The organism is Synechococcus sp. CCY 9618, from assembly GCF_019038415.1.
Classification (GTDB): domain Bacteria; phylum Cyanobacteriota; class Cyanobacteriia; order PCC-6307; family Cyanobiaceae; genus Cyanobium.
On the sequence record NZ_JAFKRG010000009.1, the window covers coordinates 57,913 to 73,387 of the forward strand.

General features: G+C 67.8%; 12 protein-coding genes. 4 read left to right on the top strand and 8 right to left on the bottom strand.

All coding sequences use genetic code 11. The features are described from left to right. The first annotated feature begins 159 nt into the window (after positions 1–159). On the top strand, positions 160–1,233 hold the full coding sequence (locus KUG41_RS01740; RefSeq protein ID WP_216900454.1) for a 3-deoxy-7-phosphoheptulonate synthase: 1,074 nt from the start codon (positions 160–162) through the stop codon (positions 1,231–1,233). 186 nt (positions 1,234–1,419) lie between these two features. Next, the gene (locus KUG41_RS01745) at positions 1,420–1,797 is read left to right on the top strand and encodes a hypothetical protein (RefSeq protein ID WP_216900456.1); all 378 of its coding nucleotides are present in this window, start codon (positions 1,420–1,422) and stop codon (positions 1,795–1,797) included. Between the two features lie 2 nt (positions 1,798–1,799). Here KUG41_RS01745 and KUG41_RS01750 read toward each other — a convergent pair whose 3' ends face one another. From KUG41_RS01750 to KUG41_RS01780, 7 genes are all read right to left on the bottom strand, one after another. Continuing rightward, positions 1,800–3,263, bottom strand: coding sequence for a mechanosensitive ion channel family protein (locus tag KUG41_RS01750; RefSeq protein ID WP_216900458.1), 1,464 nt, complete (start codon positions 3,261–3,263; stop codon positions 1,800–1,802). After that, positions 3,263–3,901 carry a diacylglycerol/polyprenol kinase family protein gene (locus tag KUG41_RS01755; protein WP_216900460.1) on the bottom strand — a complete coding sequence of 213 codons (639 nt, stop codon included), beginning with the start codon at positions 3,899–3,901 and terminating at the stop codon, positions 3,263–3,265. The genes KUG41_RS01750 and KUG41_RS01755 overlap by 1 nt, the downstream gene beginning before the upstream one ends. A gap of 59 nt (positions 3,902–3,960) precedes the next feature. After that, on the bottom strand, positions 3,961–4,968 hold the full coding sequence (locus tag KUG41_RS01760) for a sigma-70 family RNA polymerase sigma factor (RefSeq protein WP_216900462.1): 1,008 nt from the start codon (positions 4,966–4,968) through the stop codon (positions 3,961–3,963). A gap of 103 nt (positions 4,969–5,071) precedes the next feature. Next, positions 5,072–7,228 (bottom strand): polyphosphate kinase 1, encoded by a 2,157-nt coding sequence (gene ppk1 / locus KUG41_RS01765; protein ID WP_216900464.1) that lies wholly within the window; start codon positions 7,226–7,228, stop codon positions 5,072–5,074. Positions 7,229–7,282: 54 nt separating this feature from the next. Continuing rightward, complete coding sequence (locus KUG41_RS01770) at positions 7,283–8,530, bottom strand: MFS transporter (protein ID WP_216900467.1); 1,248 nt, start codon at positions 8,528–8,530, stop codon at positions 7,283–7,285. 67 nt (positions 8,531–8,597) lie between these two features. Further along, positions 8,598–9,872: a glycosyltransferase family 4 protein gene (locus KUG41_RS01775; protein ID WP_216900469.1), complete on the bottom strand. Its 1,275-nt coding sequence runs from the start codon at positions 9,870–9,872 to the stop codon at positions 8,598–8,600. Positions 9,873–9,942: 70 nt separating this feature from the next. Continuing rightward, the gene (locus KUG41_RS01780; RefSeq protein ID WP_216900470.1) at positions 9,943–10,935 is read right to left on the bottom strand and encodes a glycosyltransferase family 2 protein; all 993 of its coding nucleotides are present in this window, start codon (positions 10,933–10,935) and stop codon (positions 9,943–9,945) included. Positions 10,936–11,026: 91 nt separating this feature from the next. On the opposite strand from KUG41_RS01780, the gene KUG41_RS01785 reads away from it, so the two are divergent. Further along, positions 11,027–11,674 carry a succinate dehydrogenase gene (locus tag KUG41_RS01785; RefSeq protein ID WP_216900472.1) on the top strand — a complete coding sequence of 216 codons (648 nt, stop codon included), beginning with the start codon at positions 11,027–11,029 and terminating at the stop codon, positions 11,672–11,674. After that, the gene (locus KUG41_RS01790; protein WP_216900474.1) at positions 11,671–13,593 is read left to right on the top strand and encodes a fumarate reductase/succinate dehydrogenase flavoprotein subunit; all 1,923 of its coding nucleotides are present in this window, start codon (positions 11,671–11,673) and stop codon (positions 13,591–13,593) included. The genes KUG41_RS01785 and KUG41_RS01790 overlap by 4 nt, the downstream gene beginning before the upstream one ends. On the opposite strand, the gene KUG41_RS01795 is transcribed toward KUG41_RS01790, so the two are convergent. Then, entirely contained in the window at positions 13,565–15,328 is a 1,764-nt protein-coding gene (locus KUG41_RS01795; RefSeq protein ID WP_216900476.1) for an EAL domain-containing protein, read from the bottom strand. The two genes, KUG41_RS01790 and KUG41_RS01795, sit on opposite strands and share 29 nt — an antisense overlap. Positions 15,329–15,475: the final 147 nt, after the last annotated feature.

Genomic DNA, 15,475 nt, shown 5'->3' on the forward strand with positions numbered 1-15,475 from the left:
ATGGGCAATGGTTCCATTGTTCTTCCCTGCCGGCCCGCCGCTTGGTGACGACCGCTGCAGAAGTCGGCGGGGCCATTGGTGGCGAAGTTCAGAGGTGAGGGGCGCCGAGGAACGTCGGTTCGTAGGCTGGGGGGTCTGACCACTCATCGCGGCGGCCGCATGATCCCCACCTCCGATCTCCACGTGGTGGAAACCCGCCCCCTGGTGCCGCCGGCGTTGCTGCACCGGGAGCTGCCCCTGTCCGTACAGGCCGCCCGCACCGTGCAGCAGGCCCGCGAACGGATCAAGGCCATTCTGCACGCCGGTGACCAGCGGCTGCTGGTGATCGTCGGCCCCTGCTCGGTCCACGACGTCGCCGCAGCCCGGGAATACGCCGAGGGCATCGCCCAGGCCCAGCGCCGCCACCGGGACGAACTGGAGATCGTGATGCGGGTCTACTTCGAGAAGCCGCGCACCACCGTGGGCTGGAAGGGGATGATCAACGATCCCCACCTTGACGGCAGCTACGACATCAACACGGGTCTGCGCCGGGCCCGGGGGCTGCTGCTCCATCTGGCGGAGATGGGCCTGCCGGCGGCCACGGAGGTGCTGGATCCGGTGGTGCCCCAGTACCTGGCCGACCTGATCAGCTGGACCGCCATCGGCGCCCGCACCACCGAGAGCCAGACCCATCGGGAGATGGCCTCGGGCCTGTCGATGCCGATCGGCTTCAAGAACGGCACCGACGGCAGCGCGGCCACGGCCATCAACGCCATGGAGGCGGCGGCCCGCCCCCACCATTTCCTGGGCATCAACAAAGAGGGCCAGGCCGCCATCGTCTCCACCACCGGCAACCCCGACGGCCACCTGGTGCTGCGGGGCGGCAAGAGCGGCACCAACTACCACGCCGAGGCGGTGGAGGCCGCGGCGGCCCTGCTGGCCAGGGACGGCCTGCCGGCCCGGCTGATGGTGGATTGCAGCCACGGCAATTCCAACAAGGACTACCGCCGCCAGGGGGAGGTGCTGCGCCAGGTGGCCCAGCAGGTGAAGGGCGGCTCCATCCACGTGATGGGGGTGATGCTGGAGAGCCATCTGGTGGAAGGAAATCAGAAGATTTCCGCCGACCTCTCCTCGCTCACCTACGGCCAGAGCATCACCGATGCCTGCATTGACCTCGCCACGACGCTGGATCTGCTCGTCGAACTGGCCGAGGCCGTGCAGCAGGCCCAGGCCCGAACCCTGGCTCTGGCCTGAGTACCGGACGGTCTTCCCGATCGGGAACTGGGCGGATTGACCCCTGCTCCGGACTGTTCGACCAGGGGATTGGCACTCCGGAGGTGAGAGTGCTGATCCAATTTCCTGCAACAAACTGTTCTTGCTGAACAGCTATCTGACTGACCCTGGTTACGTTTGAGAGCAGCAAGTCATTGAGGTCCGCTGATGACCTATCTCCTGCAGTTCTGCGGGTTGTCGGATCCCTTGCAGTTGTTCTATCTCGAGCAGAAGTCCGCCTTTTCCCCTTCGGGTGAGGTTCCCCATCCCAGCGATCCTGTTCCGGCTCCCGGTCCGATCTATGGCGGATTCCGGCCTTTCCAGCTGGACGACCTGCTCGGCTGGGCCCTCGACACGGCCCGGGGCCGCTGCTGGGATGGGGACGTCATCCAGCGCCTGGTGCTGGATGTCTGGATGGAGCGGGCCGACGTGATCCGCCAGTGGCAGCTGCGCCTGCGGGAGGAGCCCGCCGACCGGTTGCTGGTGGCAGGGATCGGTACCCAGCGTGACTGGGAGATCCGCTGCGAACAGTCGTTGCGGGCCTGAGCTCAGTCGGCCTCGATGCCGAACAGGTGCCGCATCCGCTCCAGGATCGACGTCTGGCGTCGGGCCGCATCGGGCGAGGACAGCTTCTCCAGTTCGGTGCGGCGGCGGCCCACGATCGCCGCCAGGGCCTCCACCAGCCCGGCGTCGGCTTCCACCAGGGGCAGGAAGTCGTGCCGCTCCACCTCCAGCAGCACGCACTCGTTGCGGGAGCGCACCGTGGCGGTGCGGGGCTCCCCCGTGCAGACGGTCATCTCCCCGAAGATCTGATCGCTGCCCAGCACCGCCACGGACCGCCCCAGGGGGGACCCGTCGGCCTTGAACACCTCCACCTCCCCCTGCACCACCTGGAACAGGGCATCCCCTTCCTGGCCCTCGGCGACGATCGTTTCGCCGGGGCCGAAGCGCAGGCAGCGCACTGAGCTGGCCAGCTGATCCACCAGGGCAGGATCCAGCTGGGCGAACAGCCAGCTGCGCCGCAGCAGTTCCCCCGTGAGCGTCGCATCCTCCCCGCCGGGGTGGGAGGGATCCGTGCGGGCGACCCTCCGCTGCAGCTCCCGCACCGGATAGGGAAGCTCCCAACCCTGGCGCTCCAGGGCGTACCAGATCTGCTCCAGCAGGCCGCTGCGCAGCCTCAGCCGCTCCTCCTCGGAAGCGCCCCGATGAAAGGCCAGCAACTCGTAGCGGATCTGGGAGTCCTCGTAGGCGCGGATCCAGACCTCCGGGGGCGGTGCCTGCAGCACCAGGGGGTTGTCGGCCATCACTGCCTCCAGCAGCTGGCGGGCCCGGGCGGGCGGGATCTCATAGCCCAGGGCGATGCCGAAGCGGTTGCCCACCGGCCCGTTCTGGCTGAACCGCTGCATCGGGGTGTCCACCACCGTGTTGTTGGGCAGGTTCACGGTGGAGCCGTCGATGCGGCGCAGACGGGTGCTCATCAGATGCAGCGAGTCCACCGTGCCGCTCTCGTCCCCGACGCTGATCCAGTCCCCCTCCCGGAAGGGCGGATCCACCTGCAGTTCGATGCCGGCGAACAGATCCTTGAGCGATTCCTGGGCCGCCAGGCCGATCACGGCGGTCAGCACCGCCGAGGTGGTGACCAGACCGACCAGATTCAGGTTGGCCTGGCGCTGCAGCACCAGCACGGTGGCCACCGCCGACAGGCCGAGGTTGAGCAGGTCGCGCAGGATCTTGGCGGTGGGTCGCCACCAGCCCAGGGCCGCTGGGCATTCCAGGGTCAGCCAGGCCAGCAGACCGATCAGGGCGTAGGCGATGGCCAGTTCGTCCACGGCGCCGAGCCAGCGCAGCCCGGCGGGACGCGTGCTGCCGCTGAGCAGGCACCAGAGCAACACGGCCACCAGTGGCATCACCCGTGGCGGCGGCGGCAGTCGCCGACGGCGTGTGGCGAGCACCAGCAGCAGCAGGCCCGCCACCAGGACCAGGCTGAGCAGAGCCCGCTCCAGCAGCTCCATCAGGCCAGCACCTGCCAGAGTCCCGCCACTGCCAGGGGCACGCTGAAGTTGTCGATGCCGAACAGGGCCCACTGCTCCAGCCCCGTGGCCAGCAGGGCGATCAGGGCGATCCAGGCCGGTGCCGGTGCGGGCGCGCTTCCCAGCAGGGCCAGGGCCAGCAGCACGCTCAGGCTGGCGATCGCCATGGCCGCGGTGCCCACCAGGGAGCGCCGTTCCCCCATGACGGTCCAGCTGGGGGAGGGGATCAGGGGGCCCAGCAGGCCGGCCAGGCCGTCCCCGAAGGCCATCACCAGCACACCGGCCGCGACCGTGGCCGGATGGGCCGGCCACCAGAGCCACAGCAGCAGGGTGATCGAGGCGCCGTAGGCGATGGTGCCGTAGCTGCGCCGCTCCACGTCCTCAATGGCCGGCAGCACCCTCATGCGGTGGTTGAGCGCCGCCAGCAGGGTGATGGCTCCGGCGGCGGGAACGGCGATCAGGCGATCCACCCCGAAGGCCCAGGCGATCAGCACCACCGGACCGGCCCCGATGTGCACCAGCTTGCGGCTCCATTCCCGTTGCTCCGGCCAGCGCTGGCGGAGCAGCAGGGCCGCGCCACTCAGCAGGGCCAGCCAGGCGGCCACAGCCACCACCCCCATGGGCTGGGCCCACCCATGGGGGACCGTAGAAGCTGCCAACGCCAGCAGGGAGATGTCGCTCAGGCGGCCTGGTGGAGATTGCTCATCAGGCGCAGCTTCATGATCGCCTTGGCCTCCAGCTGCCGCACCCGCTCGCGGGAGACGTTGATCTGGCGGCCGATCTCGGCGAGTGTCAGGGGCTCGGAGCCCTCCAACCCGAAGCGCAGCCGCAGAATCTTCTGCTCCCGTTCGTTGAGCTGGGACAGCCAGGTGCCGAGGTGCTCCTTCTGCAGATGGCGATCCATCGAGTCGAAGTGCTCGTTGCTGGCCGGATCGGCGATCAGCTCACCCAGGGTGCTGCGATCCTCCTCGCCCCGGGCATGGGCGTCGAGGGAGGCGCAAGGGGCGCTCTGGGTGATGAGTTCCTCCAGTTCCTCGGGCCGCATCCCCATGGCGTGGGCCAGCTCGAGCCGGTTCGGCTGGCGCCCGAGCCGGTGGGAGAGCTCCCGGGTGATGCGCCGCATCTTGGAGAGCTTCTCACTGATGTGAATCGGCAGGCGAATCGTGCGGGCGCTGTTGTCGATGGCGCGCGTCATCCCCTGACGGATCCACCAGTAGGCGTAGGTGGAGAATTTGTAGCCCATGGCGGGGTCAAACTTGTCGACAGCCCGCTCCAGGCCGATGGCTCCTTCCTGGACGAGATCGAGCAAGTCCAGCCCCTGGTTCTGATATTTCTTCGCCACACTCACCACGAGCCTGAGATTGGCAGCCATCATGCGGTCGCGCGCCCGCTGACCCATCCGCACCTGGCGCTTCTGGCGCGGCGTGAGCTCTTCCTCGGCCAGGGCATGAAGCGTCTTGCCTGCCTGGACGTGGTGAGCCAGTTCGATTTCTTCGGCCGGTGTGAGAAGCGGCACACGGCCGATGGTGCTGAGATACCAGCCAATCGAATCGGCACTGAGCCGACCCCCCTGACGTGGTGCTGATTTTGCGCTGACAGAACCGCCGCTGGGTTTCGTCCTTTTTGAGGACGATCCCTCCCCACTGCTCTTGAGCAGAGAGATGGCGGAATGCAGAGGTGTCCCCATCACCCCAGGCTCCCGAATGAATTTGGCCGGAATGTAGCACCGCAGCAAGGCGTAAACCAGTGCGAGCAGGAAGGTTTTCTGTGTATTGGCTGAGTAACGTTGCTTATGTCGTGGTGGCTACGCTTTTCACCCCGATGGGCAAGCCGCCACGCCAGCGTTCCATGAGAAAGGCTTGCGTCAGTTGTGGTTCCCCGTCGTGCTGACGCTGTGAAAAGTGTCCATCGCCATGCATGTGCCAGGCGCCCGTATCGCTGAGGTAAAGCTCCAGCAGGGCCTCGATCTGCTTCTGCAGTTGCGGGTCCTCGATGGGGGCCACCGCTTCGACGCGGCGATCGAGGTTACGGGGCATCCAGTCGGCACTGCCGAAGAACATTTCCGGCTGCCCGCCGTTGCCGAACCAGAAGAGGCGGGAATGCTCGAGAAAGCGACCGATCACGCTCACCACGCTGATGCCTTCGCTGACCCCTTCCACACCGGGCCGCAGGCAGCACATGCCCCGGATGATCAGTTCGATCCGCACCCCTGCCTGGGAGGCTTCGTAGAGCAGGGCGATGATGGCCGGATCCACCAGCGCATTCATCTTGGCCCGGATGTGACCGCCCCGGCCCTCCCTGGCATGCTCGATCTCCCGGCGGATCAGGCCTTCCATGCCCTTGCGCAGGGTGACGGGAGCCACCAGCAACTTGCGGAAGCTCTGCTGCTTGGAGAAACCCGTCAGGTAGTTGAACAGTTCCACCAGGTCCTGGCCGAAGTCCTCACGGGCGGTGAGTAATCCGATGTCCGTGTAGAGCGAGGAGGTCTTGGAGTTGTAGTTGCCGGTTCCGATGTGCACGTAGCTGCGCAGAGCCCCTTTCTCGCGGCGCACGACCAGGAGCACCTTGGTGTGGGTCTTGAGACCCAGCACGCCATAGACCACATGCACCCCTGAACGTTCCAGCTGGCGTGCCCACTGGATGTTGTTGTCCTCATCGAAGCGGGCCTTGAGTTCCACCAGGGCCATCACCTGCTTGCCGTTTTCGGCGGCCCGGATCAGGGAGGACACCACGGGCGTGTCCTTCGAGGTGCGGTAGAGGGTCATCTTGATGGCCAGCACCGAGGCGTCGTTGGCGGCCTGGTTGAGGAATTCCTCCAGGGAGGTGGAGAAAAGGTCGAAGGGGTGATGGAGCAGCACGTCGCCGCGGCGCAGCACCGAGAAAATGCTCTCGAACTCCTCCTGCTTGATCGAACCGTCCTCCAGCTGGCTCCGCTGGGCGCGCACCAGGGACGGCACGGTGCGGCCCTTGTGGGGGGCGTCCCGCAGCTGGCTCAGGGGGATCGCCATCAGGCTCATCAGGTCATCGAGGCCGAGGGGGCCGTTGGTCCGGTAGACGTCCTCCGGCTCGACGTTGGTGCCTTCCATCAGCAGCTGGACCACCTCCTCGGGCATTTCGTCGGCCACCTCGACCCTCACCACCTCGCCGCCGACCCGTCGTTTACGCAGGCCCTCCTGCAGGGCCTCCATCAGGTCATCGGCCTCCAGGTCCCGCAGTTCCAGGTCGGCATCGCGGGTGATCCGGAAGAAGTAGTGCCCCTCGATGGTCATCCCCGGGAACAGCCAGCGCAGGTTGAAGGCCACCAGCTGCTCCAGAGGTACGGCGGTGAAGCCCGGGGAGGGGGCGATGCCGCTGAGGTCGGTGGGGATCGGCACGAAGCGGGGCAGGATCTTCTGGGGGACTTTCACCCGGGCGAACTGCTGGCGGCCGGTGTCCGGGTCGCGGATCAGGGCCGCCACGTTGAGGCTGAGGTTGCTGAGAAACGGGAACGGGTGAGCCGGATCCACCGCCAGGGGCGTCAGCACCGGGAAGATCGCCTTGCGGAAGTATTCGTCGGCCCAGGCCTTCTGCTGCTCGTTGAGGCGCAGGTAGTCGAGCAGCTGGACGCCGTACTCGGCCAGGTGGGTTTTCAGGGAGTGGCGATAGTGCTGCTGCTGCATCTCCAGCAGGGGCCGCAGCTTGGCCTGGATGGCCTCCAGCTGCTCCTGGGGGGTCCGACCGTCATCGCTGCGGGTGGAGATCCCGGCCTCCAGCTGGGACTTCAGCGAAGCCACCCGCACCATGAAGAACTCGTCGAGGTTGTTGCTGAAGATGGCGCTGAATTTGGCCTGCTCCAGCAGCGGTGTGTGTTCATCGAGCGCCTGGGAGAGCACCCGGTGGTTGAAGTCGATCCAGCTCAGCTCGCGGTTGATGTACAGATCAGGGGCGACGACCGGCTGCGACGACATGCGCTGGGCTCCACGGCCACGGAAGCAGGCAACGTAGCAATGGCGGCTGCAGCCTCAGGGTGCTGCCTCCGCTTGACGGGGGGCCCTGCCGGCCACAAGCCACACCACCACGGCCATCAGCAGGATGCCCAGCCAGAAGGGACTCCGGCGACCGATGGTCTCGTAGGCCAGGCCCGCCAGGGGCGGGCCGAGGAAGCTGGCCAGGCTCTGCAGCCCCTGCAGGCTGCCCAGGGCGGCGCCCTGGCCTTCGTCGGAAAGGCGCCGGGACACCAGGCTGCGCAGGCTCGGGGTCACCAGGCCCGTGCCCAGGGCCAGCAGGGCCACGGCCGTGAACACCACCGGCACCGCGTTCGCCCGCTCCGCCAGGGGCACCAGCAGGAAGCCCGCCATGACGCAGCCCAGGCCGATCTGGGTGAGGCGCCATTCCCCCAGCCGCTGCACCAGCGGACCGATCAGGCCCCCCTGCACCACCGTGGCCACAACCCCCACCACAAGGAAGGCCCCGGCGGAGAGGCCCGGCCCCCAGCCGAACACCTGCTTGAAATAGAGCACCAGCAGGGCGGTGAAGCCGCTGAAGCCCAGGAAGAAAAGAAAGAAGGCGGCGCAGAGCCGGCGCACCCGGGGATTGGCGAACACCCGCTGCAGCTGGCCGAAGGGCTGCAGTTCCCAATGGCGTGGCAGGGGCAGCCGCGCCTCCGGCGGATGGGTCTCCGGCAGCAGGGTGACCACCACCACCAGGTTGAGCACGGCGAAGCCCACCGCCAGCAGCAGTGGCAGGGTCACGTCGATGCCGCCCAGCAGCCCGCCCAGGGCCGGGCCGAGGATGAACCCCAGCCCGAAGGCCACGCCGATCAGGCCGAAGGCCCGGGCCCGCCGCTCCGGCGTCGAGATGTCAGCCAGCACGGCCGCGGCGGTGGCGGCGGTGCCGCCGCTCACCCCGTCGATCAGCCGGGCGGCGAACAGCAGGGCCAGGGGGAGGCCGCTGGCGGCCGCCTCCGGCCAGAGGCGGCTCCAGGGCAGGCTGACCGTGAGGGCGAACAGGCCCAGCCCCAGCACCGACCCGGCCACGCAGGCCGTGATCACGGGCTTGCGGCCGTAGCGGTCGCTGAGGGCCCCGATCAGGGGCGTGAAGGCGAACTGGGCGATGGCATAGCTGCCCGCCAGCAGGCCGAGGGTGCGGCCGTCGGCGGTGAAGCCCGCCAGCAGGAAGGGCAGCAGCGGAAACACGATGCTCTCCCCCAGCCGGTCGTTGAGCAGCGTCAGGAAGGCGCAGAGGAGGGTGGAGGGGCGCGAGAGGCGCACGGCAGGGGGCCTTGGATCCCGGGCACCTTCCCACGCCGGGGGGCAAGGCCTGGCCGGCGCGGCCGCCTCAGGGGTGGGGGGGAAGAAGACGCTTGAGCCGATGCTTGGACCGGGCGATGCCGGTGCGCAGGGCCTGGGTGAAGGCCGCACGCAGCGGAACCGCTCTCCTGTACTCCTGGTGCATCGCTGGATCGATTTGGCGAAGGCTGGGGATCCTGCGGGTGTCCAGAGGAAAGGGGCTGGACGGGGCGGCGGCCTGCTGCCGGTCGAGCTGCTCCAGAACCTCGCGCCACTGGGCGTAGCTGGTGTCGGCGCTGTTGCCCCGCGCCACCCGCTCCCGGGCCGCCGTGGAGCAGCGCCGCCAGAGGTCGGCATCACCGGCCAGTCGCACCAGGGCCGCCGCGGCCTCGCCGGGATCCTCCGAGACGAGAAGGCCGGTGTGCTCATGGGTCACGAGTTCGGGAATGCCGCTGGGGATGCGGCGCACCACCGGAACCACGCCCGCCGCCATCGCCTCCAGCAGGGCGATGGGCAGCCCCTCGAAATCGGACATCAGCAGGATGGCCTGGGATTCCAGCAGCCGGGCCATGACCTCGAAAGGCGGAAGGGATCCGGTGAAGGTGATCCTGGCGGTGAGGCCGGCCTCGGCCACCTGCCGTTCGCAGTCGCGGCGGGCATAGCCCTCACCCAGCAACGTGGCCCGCATGGCCCCATGGTCCTGACAGGCGCCGATCAGGGCCTGAATCACCAGGGACGCCCGTTTCTGGTGCTCCCAGAGCCTGCCGCTGAACACCACCTGGAAAGGATCATTCCGGTAGGTGGTGGTGCATTCGGGAATGGCCACCCCGTAAGGAATGACCCTGGACGCCCGATCGGGGGCTCTGCGATTCAGTTCGCCCTGGATGTGCTCCGAAACGCTGACGATGGCGCTTCCGTCGCGGGATCCACCGAACTGTCTGACCGTGGACCAGTAATCCGGGTCATCCGAATGGATGGTGAGTGCCCAGGGAAGGCCGCAGGCGCCTGCCACAGCCGCCGCCGCATAGTGCGCCGGCTTGCACTGCGGCAGGAACACCGTGGGCTGCCAGTGGTTCAGGAAGGCAAGGGTTTCCCGGGTGTCGTCCTTGAGGGTCGGCCGCCGCGGCGCCGAGGACACATGGATGCCCCGTTGGCGCAGGTCCTGGAACAGGGAGGGCTCCCCTTGCGGTTCCCCGGGTGCGATCACGAAATGGATGGCCACGGGGACACCATCTGCCGCCAGTCGCCTGGCCAGGGTGAGCACCCATGTGGTGACGCCGCTGATGTCGTTCGCCTGGCTGTAGTGGGCGAAGGCGACTCTCAACGCACCCTCCAGGAAGCCTGAAGGATACCCGCAGGATCTGGCGCCGCCCCCGGACCGGCTCCGATCGGCTTCAGGCGGTGGGCCAGCGCAGGTAGCGACGACGCAGAGCTGGGCACTGGAGCAGGCGAACGTACAGCCCCAGGCGCAGGGGGCCGTGGACGATCAGGAGGAACAGCTTCTCGCTCAGAGAAGGTCTGTACTGCAAGAGATATTCGTTGAGAAGCCAGTCCCAGTCGCCGCTGGTGGCCACCTCAAACCAGTGCCACCGCGGCGATGGGCGAGTGATTCGCAGGATCGTTGCGATGGCGGTGGAGTATTCGCCGAAACGCCCTGTTTCCTTCTGGCGACTGGCGATGCTGCGGGTGGTTCCTTCGTGAAAACGGAAGCTGGAGAGCGCTTCGGATTCGAAGTCCACCGATCCCCCCATTCGCATCAGATAGAGGGTCCAGAACAGCCAGTCCCCGGTGCAGCGTCTGCCCGCGACGGCCTGCTCCAGAGCGGCCAGCAGGGAGTCATCGGGTTTGCGGAACACCACGGAACTGGCATTGGCGATCACATTGCCGCGGGCCATGTAGGCACGACACAGGTCGGCTCCGCCGAGCGTGAACGGGGAGCGCCAGCGCACGGGATCAAACGTGTCCGGCCAGAAAAAATCCGTGGAGAAGGGATCGCCCTGAGTATTGATGGAGGTGGTCCGGCAGTAGGCCAGCACACAGCCCTCTTCCAGGGCACGCACCAATCGCTCCAGAAACAGGGGTGAGCAGGTGTCATCCGATTCGGCGATCCATGCATAGCGACCCGTGGCATGGCGCAGCCCATTCAGCCACTGGGAGCAGGGCTGGCCTGAGTTGACAGGGTTGCGGATCAGTCGGTGGGGATGGTCCCGGAGGGTGTCACGAATGACCTGGAGCGAATCGTCCTGGGAGGCATCATCCAGAACGATCAGTTCGAAATCCTGAAAGGACTGTTCGAGGATGGAGCGCAGCCGCTCGCGCAGAAAGGGCGCGTGCTCGAAGTTGGGAACGATGACGCTGACCAGAGGCGACGTGCCGGGCCGCTTCATCGCTGTCCCCCCAGGCCTGGCTGACCCATCGTAGGGTCGAGGTGATGCGCTTTCCGGCACCTCCGATGCACGGGACGTCAACCTGCATCCAATGATCAAGGGAGTCTGGATCGCCGTTTCCGGCCTGGCGCTCGTGCTCTTCCTGGCCCTCCACCTGGGTGGCGTGGCCGTGGCCCTGGTGGATCCGGCGGCCTTTGAGCGCTATGCGGACTCACTGCACCGGCAGGCCTGGCTCCCCTGGATCGAGGTCGTCCTGGCGGCGGCGGTTCTGGGCCATCCACTGCTTTCCCTGCGGCGGGTCCTGGCCAACCGCCAGGCCAGGGGGCCGGTCGCGGGCCCGCTGCGCAGTCGTCGTCAGGGGCCATGGGAACCCCTGGCGGCGCTGGCGGCCCGTGCCATTCCCTGGAGCGGAGCCGTGCTGGCGCTGTTCCTGATCCTGCACCTCGCTCAGCTGCGCTGGGACCGGCCGCCGGCGGGTGCGGAGCTGGCCGCGGTGCGGGCCGCGCTGGCCTCTCCCTGGAGCCTGGCCCTCTACGTGGCTGCCGGGGCGGCGCTGGGGATGCACCTGCTGCATGGCGGTGAGAGCGCCGCCCGACGGCTGGGGCTCCTGGCCCCGGCCACCGCCCCCAGCCTGCGCCTGGCCGGCCGGGGGCTGGCCCTGCTGCTGGGAGCTGGCTTCACGCTGATTCCCGTGGCCCTGGTGCTGAGACCGGCGGTGATGGCGGGGGCCGGCGGATGAACGGCTCCCCGCGCCTGGATCCGCGCCTCCCTGCTGGTCCGATCGACACCGCCTGGCAGCGCTGCCGTGAGAACCTTCCGCTGATCAGCCCGAGCCGCAAGCAGCGGCTGCGGATCCTGGTGGTGGGCAGCGGCCTGGCGGGGGCCTCCGCCGCCGCCAGCCTGGCCGAGCAGGGCTACCGGGTGCAGGTGGTGACGTACCACGACAGTCCCCGCCGGGCCCACTCGGTGGCGGCCCAGGGAGGCATCAACGCCGCCCGCAACTACGCCAACGACGGCGACAGCGTCGAGCGCCTGTTCCGCGACACGGTGAAGGGGGGTGACTTCCGGGCCCGGGAGGCCGGCTGCCACCGGCTGGCGGAGATCAGCGGCGCGATCATCGACCAGTGCGTGGCCCAGGGGGTTCCCTTCGCCCGGGAGTACGGCGGCACGCTGGCCAACCGCAGCTTCGGCGGCGCCCTGGTCAGCCGCACCTTCTATGCCCGCGGCCAGACGGGCCAGCAGCTGCTCTACGGCGCCTACCAGGCCATGCTCCGCCAGGTGGCCACCGGGCGGGTGGAGCTGCTCTGCCGTCGCGACATGCTCGACCTGATCGTCCACGACGGCGTGGCCCGTGGTGTGGTCTGCCGTCACCAGACGACCGGCGCGCTGGAGGTGCTCAGCGCCGATGCGGTTCTGCTGGCCACCGGGGGCTATTCGAACGTCTACTACCTCTCCACCAACGCCCTGAAGTCGAACGCCACGGCCATCTGGCAGGCCCACCGGCGGGGCGCCTGTTTCGCCAACCCCTGCTTCACCCAGATCCACCCCACCTGTATTCCCAGCGGCGACGCCCACCAGAGCAAGCTCACCCTGATGAGCGAGAGCCTGCGCAACGACGGCAGGATCTGGCTGCCGCTGCGGCCGGACGACGACCGGCCGGCCGCGGCCATCCCGGAGGCGGAGCGGGATTACTTCCTGGAGCGCCAATACCCCACCTACGGCAATCTGGTGCCCCGCGATCTGGCCTCGCGCCGGGCCCGCGAGCTGTGCCTGGAGGGGCGGGGGGTGGGTCCCGGAGGGCGGTCGGTCTACCTGGATCTCGCCGAGGCCTTCGACCGGGATGGCGCCACGGCGATCGAGGCCCGCTACGGCAACCTGCTGGAGATGTACGAGCGGATCACCGGCGACAACCCCAGAACCACGCCGATGCGGATCTACCCCGCGCCCCACTACACGATGGGCGGGCTGTGGGTCGACTATCACCTGATGAGTTCGGTGCCCGGTCTGTTCGTGCTCGGTGAGGCCAACTTCTCCGAGCACGGGGCCAACCGGCTGGGGGCCAGTGCCCTGATGCAGGGCCTGGCGGATGGCTACTTCATCGCCCCGGCCACGGTGACCGCCTGGCTGGCCGGACGGCCGGGCGAGGAGCTGCCGACCGACCATCCCGCCTGTCGTGAGGCGCTGGCGGCGGTGCAGGGGCGCATCACGGCGCTGGGCAGCAGCGGGGGAACCCAACCCGTGGACCTGTTCCACCGGAGGCTGGGTCATCTGATGATCGAAGCCTGCGGCATCAGCCGCCGGGGGGATCGCCTCACGGAGGCCCTCACGGCACTGGAGGATCTGCGCCAGTGCTTCCTGAGCGACGTGCGCGTTCCCGAGCAGGGCGGAGTCCTTGACGGAGAACTGGAGAAAGCCCTGCGGCTGGAGGATTTCTTCGGTCTGGCGGATCTGATGCTGAGGGATGCCCTGGAGCGGCAGGAATCCTGTGGCGCCCACTTCCGGGAGGAACACCAGACAGCGGAGGGGGAAGCCCTGCGGGATGACGATCGCTTCGCCCACATCGCCGCCTGGGAACATCGAGCCGGGCAGACACCAGTGCGTCACACCGAGCCGCTGGTGTACGAGCGCGTCAGGCCAACGCAGCGAAACTACCGATGACGGGCTCGGGCCGGCCGAAGAGGAATCCCTGCCCCTGATGGCAGCCCAGGGCAAGCAGGCCCGTGTGCTGCTCGCTGGTCTCGATGCCTTCGGCGATCAGGCCCAGGCCCAGGTCGTTGGAAAGGCGGATCATCGCCTCGAGCACCACGGCCTTGCGGTGGTTGACCAGAAAATCGGCGATGAAACTCCGGTCCACCTTGATGGTGTCGATCGGCAGCCGTGCCAGCCAGGACATGCTCGAGTACCCCGTGCCGAAGTCGTCGAGGTGCACCTTGACGCCGGCTTCGCGCAACCGGCGCAGCTCGGAGGCGGCCAGGTCGGGATGTTCGATCAGGATGCTTTCGGTGACTTCGATGGCGGTCCAGGACGGGTCCACACCGGCATGTTCCGCCTGGGTGAGGAAGAAGTCGCACAGGCCGGTTTCCTTCAGCTGCAGCGGGCTCACATTGATCGCCATCGTGACCGGCGAACCACCGGCGCGGAGGGTGTTGAGCTGCTTGAGGGCTTCCACGATCACCCAGCGGCCGATCGGCAGGATCAGGGCGGTGCGTTCGGCCAGCGGAATGAATTCCGACGGGGTCGCGATCGGCGAGGCGGTGCCTCCGAGCCGCAGCAGGGCCTCCATGCCCAGCGGCCTGAGATCGCGCAGATCCACGATCGGCTGATAGGCCAGAAACATGGCCTCGTGCAGGATCGCGTCCTCCAGCTGATGGCGCAGGTGGATGTTCTTTTTCACCTTCCTGTCGATGGAGGGCTGGTAGAAGGAGATGGGCTGGGCGCTCCTGGTCTTCGCTTCGTACATCGCCAGATCGGCACGGCGGATCAGTTCGTCGATCGCGATCTCCGGATCGTCCGAGAGGCTGATGCCGATGCTCATCGAGGGCCGGATCGTGTGATCCTCCACCGACCAGGGCTGTCCCACGGCGTCCATGAGTCGCATGGCCATCTGGAGCGCATCGCCCTGATCGAAGACCCCCATCGTGAGAATCACGAATTCGTCCCCTCCCAGGCGCGACAGGATGTCCCCGTGGCGCAGGGCCCGCTGCAGCCGGCGCCCGATCTCGATCAGCAGCTCATCCCCGACCTGATGGCCGTGAAGATCGTTGATCTCCTTGAAGCCATTGAGATCGCAGAACAGGATCGTGATGCGGCCGCCACTCTCCCGCTGGGCCCTGAGGGCGGCATTGAGGCTGACATGGAGTCCGCGGCGGTTCGGCAGCCCGGTGACCGGACACTCCATCACCTTGGTGGCCAGGGCCAGGCGTTCGAGCTCCAGGGCCTGGTTGAGATTCTCGGTCTGCTGGCGGCGTCGCTCGATCCGTTCCGCCTCGACCCGCAGCTGCTCGTAGGAGAGCAGGGCGCTCACATCCCGGAAGCAGAAGATGAGAGGCCGCAGCCGCTCCGTGCAGACCGGTTTCCATTCGATCTGCAGGGCACGCAGCTTGTGGCGTTGCAGCACCCTGGTGATCTGGCCGCCCTGATCGCCGGCTTCCTTCACCTGGGCCGGGTTGAGCAGCGGAGCACTGTCGCAGTCGCGGGGCAGCTGGTCGTAGATCGACTCCCCCAGGAGCCCGGGGGGCGCCCGCTCCACCAGCCGGGCATAGGTGGCGTTGCACCAGAGCACGCTTCCCTCGCTGCTGGTGATCACCAGGGCATCGCTGATGGTGCCCAGGGCAGCCTCCAGGCGCCCCATCGACCGGCGAAGTTCCACAACCAGCTTGCGATGCTCGTTCACGCTTCCTGACGGACCGGATCAACCCACACTCGGGCCGTTGAACCTGAAAATTCCATGAGCCTGACACCTCCTTCTTGGAGGCCGTGGGCCGGGCCGCAGGGATGACGTGGAACGACATCATCGCCGTGCCGGGAGCCTGGGCCGGGC